The organism is Roseovarius sp., from assembly GCF_965277045.1.
Taxonomy (GTDB): domain Bacteria; phylum Pseudomonadota; class Alphaproteobacteria; order Rhodobacterales; family Rhodobacteraceae; genus Roseovarius.
Genome location: NZ_OZ255712.1, coordinates 1,909,375 through 1,929,259, shown reverse-complemented (window position 1 = coordinate 1,929,259; position 19,885 = coordinate 1,909,375). Strand labels below are relative to the sequence as shown.

Here is a 19,885-nt window from a genome sequence, read left to right as displayed (position 1 = left end):
TCAAGGTGACAGGAATGAAGCGTTTTCTTCAGGGGATCGGGATGATCGAGGGCGCTGTGATGGCGCTTGGGCTTTTGTGGCTGACCGCGTCGGCGGCGTTCGCGCAGGACGGGATCTATACCTCGGGCGATGGCAGCCTGCGCACCGACCTGCGCTATTCCGAGCGGATATTCGACCGCCAGAACGACGTGACCACCAAGGTGGCGCAGATTCTGCGGGCGCGGGCCTCGGGGCAGGTGCCGGAGGGGTCGCTGACCTTTGGCGGGCGGCTGATCGCGACGCAGATCTCGGAGCGCACGAACACGCCGGGCAAGTTTCCGATCCTGTCGCGGCTGCCGCCGACGCACACGCGGGGCAGGTCGGACAGTTACGGCGTGATCAACGAGATCTCGCTGAACGCGACGCTGGCGCTGCCGTGGGTCACCGGCTTTGTGCAGGGGGAGTTTACCGAGGTCGAGTATCCCGGCCAGGACGATGTCCAGCTGCGCAAGTACATGCTGATCCTGGGCGATCTGAACCGCTCGCCCTTCTACCTTGCGGTCGGCCGCAAGACGTTGAATTTCGGGAATTTCGCCAGCTACGCGCCGTTCACGCACACCCATTCCAGCCACTATTTCTGGGCCCAGAGCGAGGATCCAATGATCGAGCTGGGATATGTCACCGAGCGCACGGAACTGGCCTTTACCCTGATCCCGGCGCATCGCGGCAACCGGGTGCTGAGCAGTCCCAGGAACAATGGCGAGCTGACGAATTTCGCGTTGAACGGCGCGCATCGGTTCGGGGTCGCGCCGGGACACGACCTGACGGTCGGGGCCGGGTACCTGCGCGGGTCGATTTATGACAGCACCGTCGCGCACCACCCGCCGGGGCGGGGGATCAACCGGTTCTGGAACGAGCTGTGGGACGTCAACCTGACCTGGAGCGGGCCGCGTTTCGACGTGCAGGCGGAGTTCACCCGGTCGATGCACGACTGGCCCGCCACGGGGCATCACGTGCAGGCGACGACGCTGCAGGCCCGGTGGCACCGGACCCTGGCCGGCAAGCCGATCACCTATTCGGTGTCCGCCAGCCGGGGCGTGCAGGGCACGAATGGCAGCGAGTGGGAGCGGATGGAGCAGGTGATCCTCGGGGTCGAGTACGAGGCCGCGCGGCATGTCACGCTGGGGGCGGAGTACATGTACAACGCCGGTTTCGTTCCGCTGATCCTGCCGACCTTTACCGGCGACAGGTCGGTGGAGTCGCATACGCTGATCGCGGGTGTGAAAATGACGTTCTGAGACCGGGCCAAGACGGGGCGCGCGGGCGGGCCGGCCGAGGCTTGACGCCGGGGGTACCGGACGCGGAACCGGGTCGTGCCGGGGGCAGAGGCCGGGCTGGCCCGGAGGAAAGCCGGGGGCAGGCAGGGCCGGGCGCAAAGCCTGCCCGGCTCAGAGCACGCCCCGGCCGGGGCTTGGCGCACATGCTTGCGTCGTGCAGGGCATGGACAGAGGACAGGTGCGGCGTCGGTCGCTTTGGATGCAACGCCGGGCCGTGCGGAGCGGGACAGCTAGCGGATGCAGAGAGGCGGCGCGCCGGACGCAAAGGTCGATCATACCGGGCTCAGGGATCGAGCGTGCCGGTCGGAAAGACCAACGCTTTTCAGTACGCGGACGGCGCTTGCCCGGTGCGGGGGCAAGAGGTGCCGGGCACATATTCGGGGCAAGTCGGAGCGGGAGACAGTGCAATAGGGGCGCGGATATGGGCCAACGCAGAGTGAGGGAACTGCGTGTCGTTTGTGCTAAGCGCGCAGCCCCGGCGCGGTGTCAGCCCCTGTCGGGTGCAGGGGCCGGGGCCGGTTCTATGCCGCGCGAGCGAACAAGGCACGGCGCGGGGCGCGCGGAGGCGCTGGACCGCGCGTGCCGCGGGGGGCTGGAGCGGGGGCCGGACCGGTCTGGAGGGGCGCTTTTGCGGTGCGCCCGGAACTCGCGTCAATTTGCCCAAGGCGGTCCGGGGCAGCCAATTTCGATATACCACGGTATTCAAGGGGTTTCGCCCTGCGCCGGGCGCCTTGAATTCACGTCCCGCTTGGTTGACCCTGCTCCGGGGCAGGGGTAAACCCTGACGAGTACTACACGCCAATCTTATGCCCGGCCCGTGCGACGGCCCGGCGCATGAAAGGAGCCACACGTGGAAGAGATGCTGAGGGAGTACCTCCCTGTTCTCGTTCTTCTGGGTATCGCCATCGGTCTTGGACTGGTCCTCATCCTCGCCGCGGTCGTGCTGGCCGTGCGCCACCCCGACCCCGAAAAGGTCAGCGCCTACGAATGCGGCTTCAACGCCTTCGACGACGCGCGGATGAAGTTCGATGTCCGGTTCTACCTTGTCTCGATCCTGTTCATCATCTTCGATCTGGAAATCGCGATGCTGTTTCCCTGGGCGGTGGCGTTCCAGGACCTGAGCATGACGGCCTTCTGGTCGATGATGGTCTTCCTGGGCGTACTGACGGCCGGGTTTGCCTATGAATGGCGGAAAGGGGCGATGGAATGGCAGTAGAGGACAAGACCGCGCATGTGACCGATGACGAGATGGTCACCGAGGTCCAGAGCGAAGGCTACCAGTCCCCGCGCATCAAGACCGGACCGTCGAGCCAGGTGCCGCTGGAGGCCTATGCCGACGATTACCAGCGGGACACCGCGACGCAGGCGCTGAACCGCGAGCTGCAGGACAAGGGTTTCCTTGTCACCTCGACCGAGGACATCATCAACTGGGCGCGCACCGGCAGTCTGCACTGGATGACCTTCGGCCTTGCGTGCTGTGCCGTTGAGATGATGCACACCTCGATGCCGCGCTACGACCTGGAACGCTTCGGCACCGCGCCGAGGGCGAGCCCGCGCCAGTCGGACCTGATGATCGTGGCCGGCACGCTGACCAACAAGATGGCGCCGGCGCTGCGCAAGGTCTACGACCAGATGCCCGAGCCGCGCTACGTGATCAGCATGGGCTCCTGCGCCAATGGCGGGGGATACTATCACTACAGCTATTCGGTGGTGCGCGGCTGTGACCGGATCGTGCCGGTGGATGTCTACGTGCCCGGCTGCCCGCCCACGGCGGAGGCGCTGGTCTACGGGATCATGCAGCTGCAACGGAAAATCCGGCGCACCGGGACGATCGTGCGCTGAGGCGCCTTTGGGGGATGCAAGATGAGTGACGCGTTAACCGAACTTGGACACCATATCGAAACCCGCCGGCCCGATTGCGTGTCCGGCTGGTCGGTGGACCATGGCGAGCTGAACGTGACCGTGACCCTGTCGAGCCTGAAAGGGCTGGTGGAGTTCCTGAAGACCGATCCGAACTGCCGTTTTTCGACGCTGGTGGACATCACCGGCGTGGATTACCCGGACCGGCCCAAGCGGTTCGACGTGGTCTATCATTTCCTGAGCATGTACCAGAACCACCGCATCCGGCTGCGCGTGGCGGTGCGCGAGGAGGACATGGTGCCGTCGATCACGGATGTGCACCCTTCGGCCAACTGGTTCGAGCGCGAGGTGTTCGACATGTTCGGCATCCTGTTCAGCGGCCACCCGGACCTGCGGCGCATCCTGACCGACTATGGTTTCCGCGGCTATCCGCTGCGCAAGGATTTCCCGACCACGGGCTATACCGAGGTGCGCTATGACGAGGTGCAGAAGCGCGTGGTCTACGAGCCGGTGAAGCTGGTGCAGGAATACCGGCAGTTCGATTTCATGAGCCCGTGGGAGGGTGCCGACTACATCCTGCCGGGCGACGAGAAAACCGACGAGAAGGCCAAGTGAACCGCGGCGCGAAAGGGACGACACGGACATGCTTTGGGTGATACTCTTCATGGCGGCGTTCGTGGTTCCCTTCTGGAAGCTTCTGCCGGGCTACGGCATCGCCAGCGCATGGGCGCTGGTGGCGATCTTTCCGCTGGGCGCGCTGGCGCTCTTGTACCTGATGGCGTTCGGCCCCCGCGCGGACGATAGAGGATAAGGAGACCAAGGATGATGGACGGCTCCAACACGTTGACGAAGGGCTTTGCCGATACCGAGACCGGCGAGCAGAAGATCCGCAATTTCAACATCAACTTCGGACCGCAGCACCCGGCGGCGCACGGCGTGCTGCGCCTCGTGCTGGAGCTGGACGGCGAGATCGTTGAGCGCTGCGACCCGCATATCGGCCTGCTGCACCGTGGCACCGAGAAGCTGATGGAAAGCCGGACCTACCTGCAGAACCTGCCTTATTTCGACCGGCTGGATTACGTGGCGCCGATGAACCAGGAGCACGCCTGGTGCCTGGCCATCGAGAAGCTGACCGGCGTCGAGGTGCCGCGCCGCGCGAGCCTCATCCGGGTGCTCTACTCGGAAATCGGGCGGGTGCTGAACCACCTGCTGAACGTCACCACGCAGGCGATGGACGTGGGCGCGCTGACGCCGCCGCTTTGGGGGTTCGAGGAACGCGAGAAGTTGATGGTGTTCTACGAACGGGCCTGTGGCGCGCGGCTGCACGCGGCCTATTTCCGGCCCGGCGGCGTGCACCAGGACCTGCCGCCGGAACTCCTGGACGATATCGAGACCTGGGCGCGGGACGAGTTTCCGAAGTTCATGGATGATATCGACGGGTTGCTGACGGAGAACCGCATCTTCAAGCAGCGCAACGCGGATATCGGCGTGGTCAGCCAGCAGGAGGCGCTGGACTGGGGCTTTTCCGGGGTGATGGTGCGCGGCAGCGGCATGGCGTGGGATTTGCGCCGGGCGCAGCCCTATGAGTGCTATGACGAATTCGAGTTCAAGATCCCCGTGGGAAAGAACGGCGATTGCTATGACCGCTACCTCTGCCGGATGGAGGAGATGCGGCAGTCGGTGTCGATCATCCTGCAGGCGATCGAAAAGCTGCGTGCCCCCGAGGGGCAGGGCGATATCCTGTCGCGGGGCAAGATCACGCCGCCGAAGCGGGGCGAGATGAAGACCTCGATGGAGGCGCTCATTCATCACTTCAAGCTTTATACCGAAGGGTTCCACGTGCCTGCGGGCGAGGTTTATTGCGCCGTCGAGGCGCCCAAGGGCGAGTTCGGCGTCTACCTGGTGTCGGACGGCACCAACAAGCCCTACCGCGCGAAGCTGCGCGCGCCGGGCTTTTTGCACCTGCAGGCGATGGATCATGTCGCGAGCGGGCACCAGCTGGCCGATGTGGCGGCGATCATCGGGACGATGGACGTGGTCTTTGGGGAGATCGACCGCTAGGCGGGGCAACAGTACTTTTCCCTGTAGAAATACAAGGCCGGACAGGGGCGGCGACGGTTTGGAGAGACGAGACGATGAAGACAAGACTGGGTTTGATGGGCGCCGCTGCGGCGATGGGGATCGTCGCAGGCTGCACCGCGCCGCCCGAGGGAACGGGCGAGCAGGACGTGGCCAAGTTCCAGGTCGCGGTGGCCAGCATCGGCTGCACCCTGAAGACCGAGGCGGATTACCTGCCGGTCGAGTTGCAGACCGGCCTCAGCCGCGAGCAATCGACCCAGATGGCCGCCTACATGGTGACCACCGAACGCGCCGTGCGCCTTGAGGGCGGCGGGATCAGAATGACGACAGGAGCGTGCGCAGCCTGATGCTGAGACGTCTACACAGAGAACAGCCGGAGAGCTTTGCCTTCACGCCCGACAACCAGGCGTGGGCCGAGGCGCAGATCTCGAAATACCCGCAAGGGCGCCAGGCGAGTGCCATCATCCCGCTGCTGTGGCGTGCGCAGGAGCAGGAGGGCTGGCTGACGCGTCCGGCGATCGAGCATATCGCCGAGATGCTGGAAATGGCGCATATCCGGGCGCTGGAAGTGGCCAGCTTCTATTTCATGTTCCAGCTGTCACCGGTGGGCAGCGTGGCGCATTTCCAGATTTGCGGCACCACGTCCTGCATGATCTGTGGGGCCGAGGACCTGATGTCAGTCTGCCGCGAGAAGATCGCAGACAAACAGCATACGGTCAGCGCGGACGGCAAGTTCAGCTGGGAAGAGGTGGAGTGCCTTGGGGCCTGCGCCAACGCGCCGATGGCGCAGATCGGCAAGGATTACTACGAGGATCTGACCGCCGAGCGCTTCGCCGAGATGATCGACGAATTCGCCGCCGGCAAGGTGCCGGTGCCGGGGCCGCAGAACGGGCGCTATGCGTCGGAACCCAAGGCGGGGCTGACCACGCTGAAGGAGTTCGATTCGGGCCACACGAAATACAATGGCTCTGTGCAGCGCGCGGTGGACCTGGGCGACACGGTCAAGCGGATCGACGGCACCGAGGTGCCGCTGGTGGCGCCGTGGCGCGAACATGGCGCCAACCATCAGCCCGCGCCGCCCAAGGTGAAGTTGAACGAGTCGCCGGCCAATCCGGGACTGAAGGCGCCGAAGCCGGACCGCTCGGAAGGCCGGCCGGCCGACGATACCGGCGCGACCAAGGCCGAGGCACCGGCCAAGAGCAAAGCCAACCCGGTGTCCAAGGACGAGCCCGCGGGCGAGGACAAGAGCGACAAGGCCAAGCCGTCCAAGCCCGCAGCGAAGGCGGACGTCGATGAGGGCACCAAGCCCGAGACGCTGGACGGTGCCCGCGAGGGCGGGCCGGATGACCTGAAGCTGATCAAGGGCGTGGGGCCGAAGCTGGAGCAGCTTCTGCACTCCATGGGCTTTTACCATTTCGATCAGATCGCCGCATGGGGGCCACGGGAGGTGGCCTGGGTGGATCAGAACCTGGAAGGATTCAAGGGCCGCGTGAGCCGGGACGACTGGGTCTCCCAGGCGCAGACGCTGGCCGATGGCGGGACGACGGAATTTTCGAAGAAAGTCAAAAAGGGGGACGTCTACTAGACGATCTTCACGCCATAGGGAGTTGAGCCATGTTCGATGATAAATTCGGGTCACAGTGCAAGCTGGTATGCTTGGGTGTCGGCGTTTGTGCGGGGATCATCGCGATCTACGCGGCGCTGGCGAAGGTGGGGATATTCGCCGCGCTTCTGCTGGGGATCGCGATGGGCGTGTTCATGGCGTTGGTGCTGATGCAGCTGTTCTGCACGGGCGAGAATGCGGACCTGGGGCAGATGGAGGATCTGCCCGAGGGAAGTGCGGCCGCCGGGGCGTCAGCCGGTGGCAAGCCGTCCGGCCCGCCGAAGGTGAACGCGCCGAAGGACCGGGGCACGCCCGCGCCGAAAGCGCCGGTGCCCAACCCGCCCAAGCCCAACCCGCCGGTGGGCAGCGCGCCCGAGCCGGTCCTGCCGAACAAGGCCGATCCGCTGAACGCGCGCACCGGCATGGGCACCAGTGCCGCCGCGGCGGGCACCGACAAGGTCGCGATGCGGGCCGAGACGCATTCGGGCGGCAACGATGCTGCCACGGCGCAGGACCCGACGTTTACCTCGGGCTCGACGGATGCCGAAGCGGGAGCGAAGGTGGACCCGGCGCCGAAGGCCGCGCCCAAACCGGCGAAAAAGACCAAGGCGAAGACGGCGGCGGCCAAGCCGAAGGCCAAGGCCGCAGACACGGGCGAAGAGGACGTGGGCACCAAGCCCGCCACCCTGGACGCACCGCGCGGTGGCAGCGCCGACAACCTGAAGGAAATTAAGGGCGTCGGACCCAAGCTGGAAGGCGTGCTGCACGACATGGGGTTCTACCATTTCGACCAGATCGCCAACTGGACGGACCAGGAGGTGGCCTGGGTCGATGCGAACCTGATCGGCTTCAAGGGCCGGGTCAGCCGCGACAACTGGATCGACCAGGCGAAAACCCTGGCCGCGGGCGGCGAGACCGAGTTCTCGAAGCGCGTGGACAAGGGCAACGTGTACTGAATGAGCGAGGCGCATGAGCAAACGCGACCAAGTGCCGAAAAAGGGCCGACGCGCCGGGCTGGTGATTGCCGGAACGGGCGTGTTCTGGGTGCTTGTCACCCTGATCGGCGAGAAGGAGGGGTTCAGCACCGGGCTGCGCCTCGCCTTCGACCTTGTGGCGCTGGCGGGGTTCCTGTTCGCCTTCTGGCTCATCTATCAAATCTGGCGCGACAGCCGGGGAAACTAGGGGTTATCTGATGCTCGACGATCAGGATCGTATCTTTACCAATCTCTACGGGATGCACGACCGGAGCCTGAAGGGCGCGCGGGCGCGCGGCCACTGGGACGGCACCAAAACCATCCTGGAGAATGGGCGCGAGTGGATCATCGAGCAGATGAAGGCCAGCGGGCTGCGGGGCCGGGGCGGTGCGGGCTTTCCCACCGGGCTCAAGTGGTCGTTCATGCCCAAGGAAAGCGACGGGCGGCCCGCCTATCTGGTGGTGAATGCCGACGAATCCGAGCCCGGCACCTGCAAGGACCGCGAGATCATGCGGCACGATCCGCACACGCTGATCGAAGGGTGCCTGATCGCCAGCTATGCGATGCAGGCGCATGCGTGCTATATCTACATTCGCGGTGAATACATCCGCGAGCGCGAGGCGTTGCAGGCGGCCATCGACGAGGCCTACGAGGCCGGGCTGATCGGCAAGAACGCCTGCAAGTCGGGCTATGATTTCGACCTTTACCTGGCGCATGGCGCGGGGGCCTATATTTGCGGCGAGGAAACCGCGCTGCTGGAAAGCCTGGAAGGCAAGAAGGGGATGCCCCGGATGAAGCCGCCGTTTCCCGCCGGGGCGGGGCTGTATGGCTGCCCGACCACGGTGAACAACGTGGAGAGCATCGCGGTGGTGCCGACGATCCTGCGGCGGGGCGCGGACTGGTTCGCAAGCTTCGGGCGGCCCAACAACGCGGGCACCAAGATCTTTGCCGTGTCGGGCCATGTGAACAACCCGTGCGTGGTCGAGGACGCGATGTCGATCAGCTTTGAAGAGTTGATCGACAAGCATTGCGGCGGCATCAGAGGTGGCTGGGACAACCTGAAGGCCGTCATCCCCGGTGGCTCGTCGGTGCCGTGCGTGCGCGGCGAGAACATGAAGGACGCGATCATGGATTTCGACGCGCTGCGCGAGGTCGGATCGAGCCTGGGCACCGCGGCGGTGATCGTGATGGACCAGAGCACCGACATCATCAAGGCGATCTGGCGGCTGTCGAAATTCTACAAGCACGAAAGCTGTGGGCAATGCACGCCCTGCCGCGAGGGCACCGGCTGGATGATGCGGGTGATGGACCGGCTGGTGAAGGGCGAGGCGGAGGTCGAGGAGATCGACATGCTGTTCGACGTCACCAAGCAGGTCGAGGGTCATACGATCTGTGCCCTGGGCGATGCGGCGGCCTGGCCGATCCAGGGCCTGATCCGCAACTTCCGCGACGAGATCGAGGACCGCATCAAGGCGCAGAAGACAGGCCGTGTGTCCGCTGTGGCGGCGGAGTAAGGTGCCGATGGACGGGACATACCAACTGGCCCAGCTGAATGTCGGCCGCCTGGTCGCGCCCACCGATGACCCGCGCGTGGCGGAGTTCATGGGCGCGCTCGACCGCGTGAACGGGCTGGGCAAGCGGATGCCGGGATTCGTGTGGATGATGGAAGGCTCGGGCGAGCCGGGTACGGGCAACACCGGGAACAATATCGGTGACGATCCGCAATTCGTGGCCAACCTGACCGTCTGGGACGACGTGGAGAGCCTGGAGAATTTCGTCTGGAACACCGTGCACCGGCAGTTCTATGAACGCCGGGCCGAGTGGTTCGAGGTGATGGGCGACATGCATTTCGTCATGTGGTGGGTGCCGCAAGGGCATCGGCCGACGCTGGACGAGGCGCTGGAACGGCTGGACCACCTGAAGGCGCAGGGCGACAGCGACCATGCCTTTGGCTGGTCGTACCTGGAAGAGGCCAGGCTGTGGCGGACCCGCGGCTGCGCCCCTGTGGCGGCGGAATGACAAGAACGAAAGGCCAGAGAGCGTGAAGACGATGAAACATATCCTGAGCGGGCGGGGGGCGCGGACCCTCGTGCTGGCGCTGATGGCGGGCGCGGTGCTGGCGGGCTGCACCCGCAACGCCGATCGCGTCACGTTCAACGGCGTGTTCTACAAGCAGAAGTCCAAGGCCGCCTCGAAGGACAATCGCGAGCTGTTCGTGGTCACGGTGCCGCGGGTCGATCGTGGCTATGACGGCGCGCTGGCGGCGGGGGCCTACGAGGGCAAGCGGTACTGCGTGCAGAATTTCGGCACCTCTGAAGTGGAATGGTACCGCAGCCCGCTGGCGCCGCGCGGCACGGTGCAGCCCGACGGCAACAAGCTGACCTTCACCGGGAAATGCGTTCTGTGGTAATTTCACCTTTCATATCAAGGGCATGGGCCGGCTGTTATTGCATAACAGCGGGACGCGCGTCCATCTGCGCAGCAGATGGCGCGGCGGATGGTCCGGGCGCCCTTCGTGAAAGGAAGAAGATATGAAACGTGTATCGAGCAAAATCCTTGGCCTGGCCCTGGGCGCGGCCCTGACGGCGGCGGCGATGCCCGCGCAAGCGGGATTGAAGGACGAGGCCGGGATCAACCAGGGGCTGCTTAACCTTGCGGCCGCTGACAAGATCCGCCGGGAGTGCGGCAGCATCGGCGGGCGCTTGTTCCGGGCGCAATCCTATGCCAATGCGCTGAAGAAAGCGGCGGCCGAGCGCGGCTACAGCGAGGCCGAGATCGACGCCTACATCAACAACGACGCCAACAAGGCGGCCATGCGCGAGCGGCGCAACGCGTATTTCAAATCGAAAGGGGCCAGCAATCTTGACCCCGCAAGCCTGTGTGTTCTGGGCCAGGCCGAAATGGCCAAGGGCAGCCAGATCGGGCAGCTTCTGAGAGCAAAGTGAGAACGTATGTCTGACCTTCGCAAAATCATCATCGACGATCACGAAGTGGAAGTGGACGGGGCGATGACCCTGATCCAGGCCTGCGAGCAGGTGGGGATCGAGATCCCGCGGTTCTGCTACCACGAGCGGCTGTCGATCGCGGGCAATTGCCGGATGTGCCTTGTGGAGGTTGTCGGCGGGCCGCCGAAACCGGCGGCCAGCTGCGCCATGCAGGTGCGCGATCTGCGGCCTGGCCCCGAAGGCCAGCCGCCGGTCGTGCGCACCAACAGCCCGATGGTCAAGAAGGCCCGCGAAGGCGTGATGGAGTTCCTGCTGATCAACCACCCGCTGGACTGCCCGATTTGCGACCAAGGTGGCGAATGCGATTTGCAAGACCAGGCAATGGCTTATGGCGTGGACTTCAGCCGCTACCGCGAGCCGAAGCGCGCGACCGAGGACCTGAACCTGGGTCCGCTGGTGGAAACCCACATGACGCGCTGCATTTCCTGCACCCGCTGCGTGCGCTTCACCACCGAGGTGGCCGGGATCAACCAGATGGGCCAGACCGGCCGGGGCGAGGATGCCGAGATCACCGCCTACCTGGGCGAAACGCTGGACAGCAATATGCAGGGCAACATCATCGACCTGTGCCCCGTGGGGGCGCTGGTTTCCAAGCCCTACGCCTTCACGGCCCGTCCGTGGGAGTTGACCAAGACCGAAACCATCGACGTGATGGACGCGCTGGGGTCCAACATTCGGGTGGACACCAAGGGGCGCGAAGTGATGCGCATCCTGCCGCGCAACCATGATGGCGTGAACGAGGAGTGGATTTCCGACAAGACGCGGTTCGTCTGGGACGGTCTGCGCCGCCAGCGTCTGGACAAGCCTTACATCCGCGAGAACGGCAAGCTGCGCCCGGCCACCTGGCCCGAGGCGTTGGGCAAGGCCGCCGAAGCGATGAAGGGCAAGACGGTGGCGGGCCTCGTGGGTGACCTGGCCCCGATGGAGGCCGCGTTTGCCCTGAAACAACTGGTCGAAGGCCAGGGCGGGCGCGTGGAATGCCGCACGGACGGTGCGCATCTGGTGGCGGGTAACCGTTCGGCCTATGTGGGCACGGCGCGCATCGAGGATATCGACACGGCGAAGAAGATCGTGCTGATCGGCACCGACCCGGGCAACGAGTCGCCGGTGCTGAACGCGCGCATCCGCAAGGCGTGGCTGCGCGGCGCCGAGGTGACCCATGCCGGGCAACCGACGGAACTGACCTATGAGGCGACCGAGCTGGGCGCGCGCAACCGGGTGTTGCCGCAACTGCTGTCCGACGCCAAGGAGACCGAAGACGCGATCGTGATCGTCGGGCAGGGCGCGCTGATCGGCGAGGGCGGGCCTGCGGCGCTGAGCACGGCGATGCAGCTGACCGAGAAGATGGGCGGCAAGATGCTGGTGCTGCACACCGCCGCGTCGCGCGTGGGTGCGATGGATGCGGGCTGCGTCACCGAGGGCGGCGTGACGGCGGCGCTGGAGGGTGCCGACGTGATCTACAACCTTGGGGCCGACGAGATCGAGATCGGCGAGGGGCCGTTTGTGATCTACCAGGGCAGCCATGGCGACCGGGGCGCGCATCGCGCCGACATCATCCTGCCGGCCGCCGCCTACACGGAAGAACAGGGCGTCTTCGTGAACACCGAAGGCCGTCCGCAGCTGGCGCTGCGCGCGGGTCATCCGCCGGGCGAAGCCAAGGAAAACTGGGCGATTCTGCGGGCGCTGTCGGGTGAGATGGGCGCGGTGCTGCCCTTTGACAGCCTGGCGCAGCTGCGCCGCGCGCTGATCGAGGCGGTGCCGCATATCGCGCAGATCGACGCGGTGCCGGAGAACGAGTGGAGCATGGTGGAAAAGGTCGAGCCGTCGGCGGGGTCCATCGGGGCGGCCTTGGGCGATCACTACCTGACCAACCCGATTGCACGGGCCAGCGCGCTTATGGCGGAGCTGAGCGCCAACGCGAAGAACCGCCGCGAACAGCCGGTGGCGGCGGAATGACGCAAGCCGCGTTCGGCATATGGGCGCTGTCGGTCATGGCCTTTGCGGGCCTGGCCGCCTGTGCCGCGCCGGGTGCGGACCCGGAGGCCGAGTTCACCCCCGAGTACCGGGGAATCGAGACGCGGCTTCTGGACGGGGACCTGGTGAATTTCCGGGTGGAAATGACCGGCGCGCGGGACGCAGAGGACGTCAGCCAGTACGCCGAATGCGCGGCGGCCGAGTACACGCTGATCCGGGGATACGGATTTGCGCGCCACGTGCGCACGAATGTGGACGAACGGGGTGGCATCTGGACCGCAGATGCGGTTTACACCATCTCGCCGTCGCTGCCCGGCGGCATCATAAGGATCGACGCGGAAGTCGTGGCTGCCGACTGTGCGGAGAACGGGATACCGACGGTATGAGGGACGAATGGCTGAATTTCTGACAACCCCGTTTGGGACCTTTGTCCTGATCATGGCGCAGTGCCTTGCGGTGGTGGGCTTCGTGATGATCTCGCTGCTGTTCCTGGTTTACGGCGACCGCAAGATCTGGGCCGCGGTGCAGATGCGGCGGGGGCCGAACGTGGTGGGTGTCTATGGCCTGTTGCAGACGGTGGCCGACGCGCTGAAATACGTGGTCAAGGAGGTCGTGGTGCCCGCGGGCGCGGACCGGACCGTGTTCATGATGGCGCCGATGGCCAGTTTCGTGCTGGCGGTGCTGGCCTGGGCGGTGATTCCGATGAACGAGGGCTGGGTCCTGTCGGATATCAACGTCGCGGTCCTGTTCGTCTTTGCCGTGTCGTCGCTGGAAGTTTACGGCGTGATCATGGGCGGCTGGGCCTCGAACTCGAAATATCCGTTCCTGGGCTCGCTGCGGTCGGCGGCACAGATGATTTCCTACGAGGTCAGCATCGGCCTGATCATCATCGGGGTGATCATCTCGACCGGGTCGCTGAACTTCGGGTCGATCGTGGCGGCGCAGGATACGAATTACGGCTTCTTCGGCTGGTACTGGCTGCCGCATCTGCCGATGGTGTTCTTGTTCTTCATCTCGTGCCTGGCCGAGACCAACCGCCCGCCTTTCGACCTGCCGGAAGCGGAATCGGAACTGGTGGCAGGCTACCAGGTGGAATATTCCTCGACGCCCTTCCTGCTGTTCATGGCCGGCGAATACATCGCGATCTTCCTGATGTGCGCGCTGACCTCGCTGCTGTTCTTCGGCGGGTGGCTGTCGCCCATTCCGGGCATCCCGGACGGGGTGTTCTGGATGGTCGCGAAGATGGCGTTCTTCTTCTTCCTCTTCGCCATGGTGAAGGCGATCACGCCGCGCTACCGCTATGACCAGCTGATGCGGATCGGCTGGAAGGTGTTCCTGCCGCTGAGCCTCGCCTGGGTGGTCATCGTGTCCTTTTTGGCGAAATTCGAAGTCTTCGGGTCGTTCTGGGCCCGCTACGCAATGGGAGGCTGACGACCATGACGCAGATCGATTACGGACGCGCGGCGGGGTACTTCCTGCTGAAGGATGTCTTTCACGGCTTCAAGCTGGGGTTCAAATACTTCTTTGCGCCCAAGGCGACGCTGAACTATCCGCACGAGAAGGGCCCCCTGAGCCCGCGATTCCGGGGCGAGCACGCGCTGCGGCGCTATCCCAATGGCGAGGAGCGGTGCATTGCGTGCAAGCTGTGCGAAGCCATTTGCCCCGCGCAGGCCATCACCATCGATGCCGAGCCGCGCGACGACGGCAGCCGCCGCACCACGCGCTACGACATCGACATGACCAAGTGCATCTATTGCGGCTTCTGCCAGGAGGCCTGCCCGGTGGATGCCATCGTGGAGGGGCCGAATTTCGAGTTCGCCACCGAGACTCGCGAAGAGCTGTTCTATGACAAGCAGAAACTTCTGGAGAACGGCGAGCGGTGGGAAGCCGAGATCGCCCGCAACCTGGAAATGGACGCGCCCTACAGATGAGCAACCCGACGAACCCGTTCGAGGCCATGATGGCGCAGGCGCAGGAGATGGTGAAAACCATGAATCCGGCGCTGGAGTCGTTCTCGCCCAAGGGGTTCGAGGCGATGTGGCCGACCATGCCGAAGGAATTCATGGAGATGATGTTCGGCAAGGGGATCAGCAAGGACGGGCTGGACGCCAAGACGCGCCTGCTGATCACGCTTGCGGGGTTGACCATGCTGGGCGCGCAGAGCGATACGCAGATCAGGATGACCGTGCGCCACGCGCTGGAGGCGGGCGCCACGAAAGACGAGATTGCCGAGACCATCGCGATGATGGCGATGTTCGCCGGTATCCCGTCCATGAACCGGGCGATGGAGTTCGCCCGAGAGGTCATGGACGAGGCCAAAGACGAGGACAGTGAGACATGACCATCGCCGCGTTTTCCTTCTATCTCTTTGCGGTCTCGCTGTTGGCGGGGGGCCTCTTCACCGTGGTCAGCCGGAACCCGGTGCATTCGGTGCTGTGGCTGATCCTGGCGTTTTTGTCCGCCGCCGGCCTCTTCGTTCTGCTGGGCGCGGAGTTCGTGGCGATGCTCTTGATCATCGTCTACGTGGGCGCCGTGGCGGTGCTCTTCCTGTTCGTGGTGATGATGCTGGACGTGGATTTCGCCGAGCTGAAGGCGGAGATGGCGAAGTACATGCCGCTGGCCCTGCTGATCGGGATCATCCTGCTGATGCAGTTCGGCATTGCCTTCGGCAACTGGCAGATGGCCACGGGGGCCGAGGGCGCTCGCGCGGCCGTCACACCGACGGACCTGGAGAACACCAAGGCGTTGGGCATGCTGCTGTATGATCAGTATTTCCTTTTGTTCCAGTTGGCGGGCCTGATCCTGCTGGTGGCGATGATGGGCGCGATCGTGCTGACCTTGCGCCACCGCTCGGACGTCAAGCGGCAGGACGTGCTGGCGCAGATGTACCGCGACCCGGCCAAGGCGATGGAGCTGAAGGACGTGAAACCGGGGCAGGGGCTGTGATCCTGCTGACCGCGCCCCGGACCTGATCCGGGGCCTTCCGGACCAGGGCGTCCGGGCAAGAGGCAAAGAGGTCCCGGGTCAGGCCCGGGACGGGATGAAAAGACAAACGAACGGGCACGGCCCGGAGGGACGACATGATTGGACTGGAGCATTACCTGACGGTGGCGGCGGCGCTGTTCGTCATCGGGATTTTCGGGCTTTTCCTGAACAGGAAGAACGTGATCATCCTGTTGATGTCAATCGAGTTGATGCTGTTGTCGGTCAACGTGAACCTTGTGGCGTTCTCCAGCTTCCTGGGTGACATGGTGGGGCAGGTCTTTACCCTGTTCGTGCTGACCGTGGCCGCCGCCGAGGCCGCCATTGGCCTCGCGATCCTGGTCTGCTTCTTCCGCAACCGCGGCACGATCGCCGTGGAAGACGTCAACGTGATGAAGGGCTGAGGGCATGGAACAGATCATCCTATTCGGCCCGCTTCTGGGCGCCATCATCGCGGGCTTCGGCTGGCGCGCTATCGGGGACGCGGGCGCGCAGTGGGTGACCACGGGGCTGTTGTTCCTGTCGGCCCTGCTCAGCTGGATCGTGTTCTTCAGCTTTGACGGGACGACGCAGTACATCCACATCCTGGACTGGATCCAGTCGGGCGATCTGGACGTGGCGTGGTCGATCCGGCTGGACCGGCTGACGGCGATCATGCTGATCGTGATCACCTCGGTCTCGGCGCTGGTGCACCTGTATTCCATGGGCTACATGGCCCATGACGAGAATTTCCGCGACGACGAGAGCTATCGCCCGCGTTTCTTTGCCTATCTGAGCCTGTTCACCTTTGCCATGCTGATGCTGGTGACGGCGGACAACCTGGCGCAGATGTTCTTTGGCTGGGAGGGCGTGGGCCTGGCATCCTACCTGCTGATCGGCTTCTATTTCCGCAAGCCTTCGGCCAATGCCGCCGCCATCAAGGCCTTCGTGGTGAACCGGGTCGGGGATTTCGGCTTTGCGCTGGGGATCTTCGCGCTGTTCTTCCTGACCGGGTCGATCAATTTCGATGACGTGTTCGCGGCGGCCCCCGAGCTGGCCGATACGCAGCTGACGTTCCTGTGGACGGAGTGGAACGCGGCTAACCTGATTGCCTTCCTGCTGTTCGTCGGCGCGATGGGGAAATCGGCGCAGCTGTTCCTGCACACCTGGCTGCCGGATGCGATGGAAGGTCCGACGCCGGTGTCGGCTCTGATCCACGCGGCGACCATGGTGACGGCGGGCGTGTTCCTGGTGTGCCGGATGTCGCCGCTGATGGAATTCGCGCCCGGGGCGCTGGCCTTCGTCACGGTGCTGGGCGGCATGACGGCGTTCTTTGCGGCCACGGTGGGGCTGGTGCAGAACGACATCAAGCGCGTGATCGCTTATTCGACCTGTTCGCAGCTGGGCTACATGTTCGTGGCCGCGGGCGTAGGGGCTTATTCAGTGGCGATGTTCCACCTCTTCACCCACGCGTTCTTCAAGGCGATGCTGTTCCTTGGCGCGGGCTCGGTCATCCACGGGATGCATCACGAGCAGGACATGCGGAACTATGGCGGGCTGCGCAAGAAGCTGCCCTACACGTTCTGGGCGATGCTGATCGGAACACTGGCGATCACCGGCGTGGGCATTCCGCTGACCACGATCGGCTTTGCCGGGTTCCTGTCGAAGGACGCGATCATCGAGAGCGCCTATGCGGGCACAAGTGGCGGCTTTGCGTTCTGGGCGCTGGTGATCGCGGCGCTGTTCACCAGCTTCTACAGCTGGCGGCTGATGTTCCTGACCTTCTGGGGCGAGCCGCGCGGCGACAAGCACACGCACGAGCACGCGCATGAAAGTCCGATGGTGATGGTCGCGCCGCTGGGCGTGCTGGCACTGGGGTCGATCTTTGCGGGCATGATCTGGTACAACAGCTTCTTCGGGCATACCGACACTGTGGCGAAGTTCTTTGGCGTGCCTTACGCGGAAGAGCAGCATCACGAGGAGGGGGCCGAGAGCCACGGTGAAGAGACCGCCGCGGCCGACGAGAGCCACGCCGAGGAAGCCGAGGCCCATGCCGAGGCCGAAGGCGGTTACGGCGAGGGCGAGCATCACTACGTGTTTACCGGGGAGCCGGGCGAGGGGGCGATCTATGCCGCCGAGGGCAACACGATCCTGAACGACGCCCACGCGGTGCCGAAATGGGTCAAGGTCAGCCCCTTCGTGGCGATGATCATCGGCTTCCTGACGGCGCTGTGGTTCTACATCCTGAACCCGTCGATCCCCGGACGGCTGGCCGAGAACCAGCGCCCGCTGTACCTGTTCCTGCTGAACAAGTGGTATTTCGACGAGATCTACGACTTCCTCTTCGTGCGACCCGCCAAGCGGCTGGGCGGTTTCCTGTGGAAGAAGGGTGACGGCAACGTCATCGACGGCACCATCAACGGGGTCGCGATGGGCATCATCCCGTTCTTCACCCGCCTCGCCGGCAGGGCGCAGTCGGGATACATCTTTACCTATGCGTTCGCCATGGTCATCGGGATCGCGGTGCTTGTGACGTGGATGAGCCTGAGCGGGGGAGCGAACTAATGGAAAACCTGCTTTCCATCACCACTTTCATCCCCGCCATCGCGGCCTTCATCCTGGCCGTGTTCCTGCGCGGCGAGGACGAGGCGGCGCAGCGCAACGCCAAGTGGGTGGCGCTGATCGCCACGGGCCTGACCTTTCTGGTGTCGCTGTTCATCCTCTTTGATTTCGATCCCAACAACACCGGTTTCCAGTTCGTGGAAGAGCGCGAGTGGCTGCTGGGTCTGCAATACAAGATGGGCGTGGACGGGATCAGCGTTCTGTTCGTGATGCTGACCACGTTCATGATGCCGATCACCATCGCCGCGTCGTGGAACGTGACGCACCGAGTGAAGGAATACATGATCGCCTTCCTGCTGCTGGAAACGCTGATGCTGGGCGTGTTCATGGCGCTGGACCTGGTGCTGTTCTACCTCTTCTTCGAGGCCGGGCTGATCCCGATGTTCCTGATCATCGGCATCTGGGGCGGCAAGGAGCGGATCTACGCATCGTTCAAGTTCTTCCTCTACACCTTCCTGGGCTCGGTGCTGATGCTGGTGGCGATGGTCGCCATGTTCGCCGAGGCGGGCACAACGGATATTCCGACGCTGATGACCCACGCCTTCGGGTCCGAGGATTTCTTTGTCCTGGGCGTGCAGATAGTGGGCGGGATGCAGACGCTGCTGTTCATCGCGTTCTTCGCCAGCTTTGCCGTCAAGATGCCGATGTGGCCGGTGCATACCTGGCTGCCGGATGCGCACGTGCAGGCGCCCACCGCCGGCTCGGTCGTGCTGGCGGCGATCCTGCTGAAGATGGGCGGCTACGGCTTTCTGCGGTTCAGCCTGCCGATGTTCCCGGTAGGGTCCGAGGTGCTGACGCCGCTGGTCCTGTGGATGTCGGCCATCGCAATCGTCTATACCTCGCTGGTCGCACTGGCGCAGGAGGACATGAAGAAGCTGATCGCCTATTCGTCGGTGGCCCACATGGGCTACGTGACGATGGGGATCTTCGCGGCGAACCAGCAGGGGATCGACGGCGCGATCTTCCAGATGCTGAGCCACGGCTTCATCTCGGGCGCGCTGTTCCTCTGCGTGGGCGTCATTTATGACCGGATGCACACGCGCGAGATCGACGCCTATGGGGGCCTCGTGAACCGGATGCCGGCCTACGCGCTGATCTTCATGCTGTTCACCATGGCCAATGTGGGCCTGCCGGGCACGTCCGGGTTCATCGGGGAATTCCTGACGCTGATGGGGATCTTCAAGGTCAACACCTGGGTGGCGCTGGTGGCGACCTCGGGCGTGATCCTGTCGGCGGCCTATGCGCTGTGGCTGTATCGCCGGGTGGTGCTGGGCGACCTGATCAAGGAGAGCCTGAAGTCGATAAAGGACATGACGCGGCGCGAGAAGGCGATCTTTGCCCCGCTGGTGGTGATGACGCTGCTCTTGGGCGTCTATCCCAGCCTTGTGACCGACATCATCGGCCCCTCGGTCGAGGCGCTGATTTCCAACTATGAAACGGCCCTGGTCGACGCGGAGAGCGCGACCAAGCTGGCCGCTGCGACGGAGTAGT

General features: G+C 64.4%; 23 protein-coding genes. All 23 read left to right on the top strand.

Annotated features, from left to right (window positions below):
- The first annotated feature begins 14 nt into the window (after positions 1-14).
- Positions 15-1,277, top strand: a complete 1,263-nt coding sequence (locus tag ACQY4V_RS09620; protein ID WP_428516897.1) for a hypothetical protein — start codon at positions 15-17, stop codon at positions 1,275-1,277.
- Positions 1,278-2,166: 889 nt separating this feature from the next.
- A complete protein-coding gene (locus ACQY4V_RS09615) occupies positions 2,167-2,532 on the top strand; it encodes an NADH-quinone oxidoreductase subunit A (protein WP_152492847.1) in 366 nt (121 codons plus the stop codon).
- On the top strand, positions 2,523-3,158 hold the full coding sequence (locus ACQY4V_RS09610; protein ID WP_420556202.1) for a NuoB/complex I 20 kDa subunit family protein: 636 nt from the start codon (positions 2,523-2,525) through the stop codon (positions 3,156-3,158). The genes ACQY4V_RS09615 and ACQY4V_RS09610 overlap by 10 nt, the downstream gene beginning before the upstream one ends.
- 21 nt (positions 3,159-3,179) lie before the next feature.
- Complete coding sequence (locus tag ACQY4V_RS09605) at positions 3,180-3,791, top strand: NADH-quinone oxidoreductase subunit C (RefSeq protein WP_428516894.1); 612 nt, start codon at positions 3,180-3,182, stop codon at positions 3,789-3,791.
- Between the two features lie 28 nt (positions 3,792-3,819).
- Positions 3,820-3,987 (top strand): hypothetical protein, encoded by a 168-nt coding sequence (locus tag ACQY4V_RS09600; RefSeq protein WP_172978100.1) that lies wholly within the window; start codon positions 3,820-3,822, stop codon positions 3,985-3,987.
- Between the two features lie 11 nt (positions 3,988-3,998).
- Positions 3,999-5,237: an NADH-quinone oxidoreductase subunit D gene (locus ACQY4V_RS09595; RefSeq protein ID WP_428516893.1), complete on the top strand. Its 1,239-nt coding sequence runs from the start codon at positions 3,999-4,001 to the stop codon at positions 5,235-5,237.
- A 74-nt stretch (positions 5,238-5,311) separates the two neighbouring features.
- On the top strand, positions 5,312-5,602 hold the full coding sequence (locus tag ACQY4V_RS09590; protein ID WP_428516891.1) for a hypothetical protein: 291 nt from the start codon (positions 5,312-5,314) through the stop codon (positions 5,600-5,602).
- Positions 5,602-6,840: an NADH-quinone oxidoreductase subunit E gene (locus tag ACQY4V_RS09585; RefSeq protein WP_428516889.1), complete on the top strand. Its 1,239-nt coding sequence runs from the start codon at positions 5,602-5,604 to the stop codon at positions 6,838-6,840. The genes ACQY4V_RS09590 and ACQY4V_RS09585 overlap by 1 nt, the downstream gene beginning before the upstream one ends.
- Before the next feature lie 29 nt (positions 6,841-6,869).
- On the top strand, positions 6,870-7,814 hold the full coding sequence (locus ACQY4V_RS09580) for a hypothetical protein (RefSeq protein WP_428516887.1): 945 nt from the start codon (positions 6,870-6,872) through the stop codon (positions 7,812-7,814).
- 13 nt (positions 7,815-7,827) lie between these two features.
- Entirely contained in the window at positions 7,828-8,040 is a 213-nt protein-coding gene (locus ACQY4V_RS09575; RefSeq protein WP_222450606.1) for a DUF5337 domain-containing protein, read from the top strand.
- Positions 8,041-8,050: 10 nt separating this feature from the next.
- A complete protein-coding gene (gene nuoF, locus ACQY4V_RS09570; RefSeq protein ID WP_428516885.1) occupies positions 8,051-9,346 on the top strand; it encodes an NADH-quinone oxidoreductase subunit NuoF in 1,296 nt (431 codons plus the stop codon).
- A gap of 7 nt (positions 9,347-9,353) precedes the next feature.
- Positions 9,354-9,851 (top strand): DUF3291 domain-containing protein, encoded by a 498-nt coding sequence (locus ACQY4V_RS09565; RefSeq protein ID WP_428516884.1) that lies wholly within the window; start codon positions 9,354-9,356, stop codon positions 9,849-9,851.
- A 22-nt stretch (positions 9,852-9,873) separates the two neighbouring features.
- Complete coding sequence (locus ACQY4V_RS09560; RefSeq protein ID WP_428516882.1) at positions 9,874-10,242, top strand: hypothetical protein; 369 nt, start codon at positions 9,874-9,876, stop codon at positions 10,240-10,242.
- A 121-nt stretch (positions 10,243-10,363) separates the two neighbouring features.
- Positions 10,364-10,777, top strand: a complete 414-nt coding sequence (locus ACQY4V_RS09555) for a DUF5333 domain-containing protein (RefSeq protein ID WP_428516880.1) — start codon at positions 10,364-10,366, stop codon at positions 10,775-10,777.
- Between the two features lie 6 nt (positions 10,778-10,783).
- Entirely contained in the window at positions 10,784-12,793 is a 2,010-nt protein-coding gene (nuoG, locus tag ACQY4V_RS09550; protein WP_428516878.1) for an NADH-quinone oxidoreductase subunit NuoG, read from the top strand.
- Positions 12,790-13,197 (top strand): hypothetical protein, encoded by a 408-nt coding sequence (locus ACQY4V_RS09545; protein ID WP_428516876.1) that lies wholly within the window; start codon positions 12,790-12,792, stop codon positions 13,195-13,197. Before nuoG ends, ACQY4V_RS09545 begins: the two co-directional genes overlap by 4 nt.
- A 7-nt stretch (positions 13,198-13,204) precedes the next feature.
- The gene (gene nuoH, locus ACQY4V_RS09540) at positions 13,205-14,242 is read left to right on the top strand and encodes an NADH-quinone oxidoreductase subunit NuoH (protein WP_428516874.1); all 1,038 of its coding nucleotides are present in this window, start codon (positions 13,205-13,207) and stop codon (positions 14,240-14,242) included.
- 5 nt (positions 14,243-14,247) lie between these two features.
- Entirely contained in the window at positions 14,248-14,742 is a 495-nt protein-coding gene (gene nuoI / locus ACQY4V_RS09535) for an NADH-quinone oxidoreductase subunit NuoI (RefSeq protein WP_057789875.1), read from the top strand.
- The gene (locus ACQY4V_RS09530) at positions 14,739-15,152 is read left to right on the top strand and encodes a carboxymuconolactone decarboxylase family protein (RefSeq protein ID WP_428516872.1); all 414 of its coding nucleotides are present in this window, start codon (positions 14,739-14,741) and stop codon (positions 15,150-15,152) included. Before nuoI ends, ACQY4V_RS09530 begins: the two co-directional genes overlap by 4 nt.
- The gene (locus ACQY4V_RS09525; RefSeq protein WP_428516870.1) at positions 15,149-15,757 is read left to right on the top strand and encodes an NADH-quinone oxidoreductase subunit J; all 609 of its coding nucleotides are present in this window, start codon (positions 15,149-15,151) and stop codon (positions 15,755-15,757) included. Before ACQY4V_RS09530 ends, ACQY4V_RS09525 begins: the two co-directional genes overlap by 4 nt.
- Positions 15,758-15,891: 134 nt before the next feature.
- Positions 15,892-16,197 carry an NADH-quinone oxidoreductase subunit NuoK gene (nuoK, locus tag ACQY4V_RS09520; protein ID WP_057789867.1) on the top strand — a complete coding sequence of 102 codons (306 nt, stop codon included), beginning with the start codon at positions 15,892-15,894 and terminating at the stop codon, positions 16,195-16,197.
- A 4-nt stretch (positions 16,198-16,201) separates the two neighbouring features.
- Positions 16,202-18,337 (top strand): NADH-quinone oxidoreductase subunit L, encoded by a 2,136-nt coding sequence (gene nuoL / locus ACQY4V_RS09515; RefSeq protein ID WP_428516868.1) that lies wholly within the window; start codon positions 16,202-16,204, stop codon positions 18,335-18,337.
- Positions 18,337-19,884 carry an NADH-quinone oxidoreductase subunit M gene (locus tag ACQY4V_RS09510; protein WP_152498030.1) on the top strand — a complete coding sequence of 516 codons (1,548 nt, stop codon included), beginning with the start codon at positions 18,337-18,339 and terminating at the stop codon, positions 19,882-19,884. The genes nuoL and ACQY4V_RS09510 overlap by 1 nt, the downstream gene beginning before the upstream one ends.
- The last annotated feature ends 1 nt before the right edge of the window (position 19,885 follow it).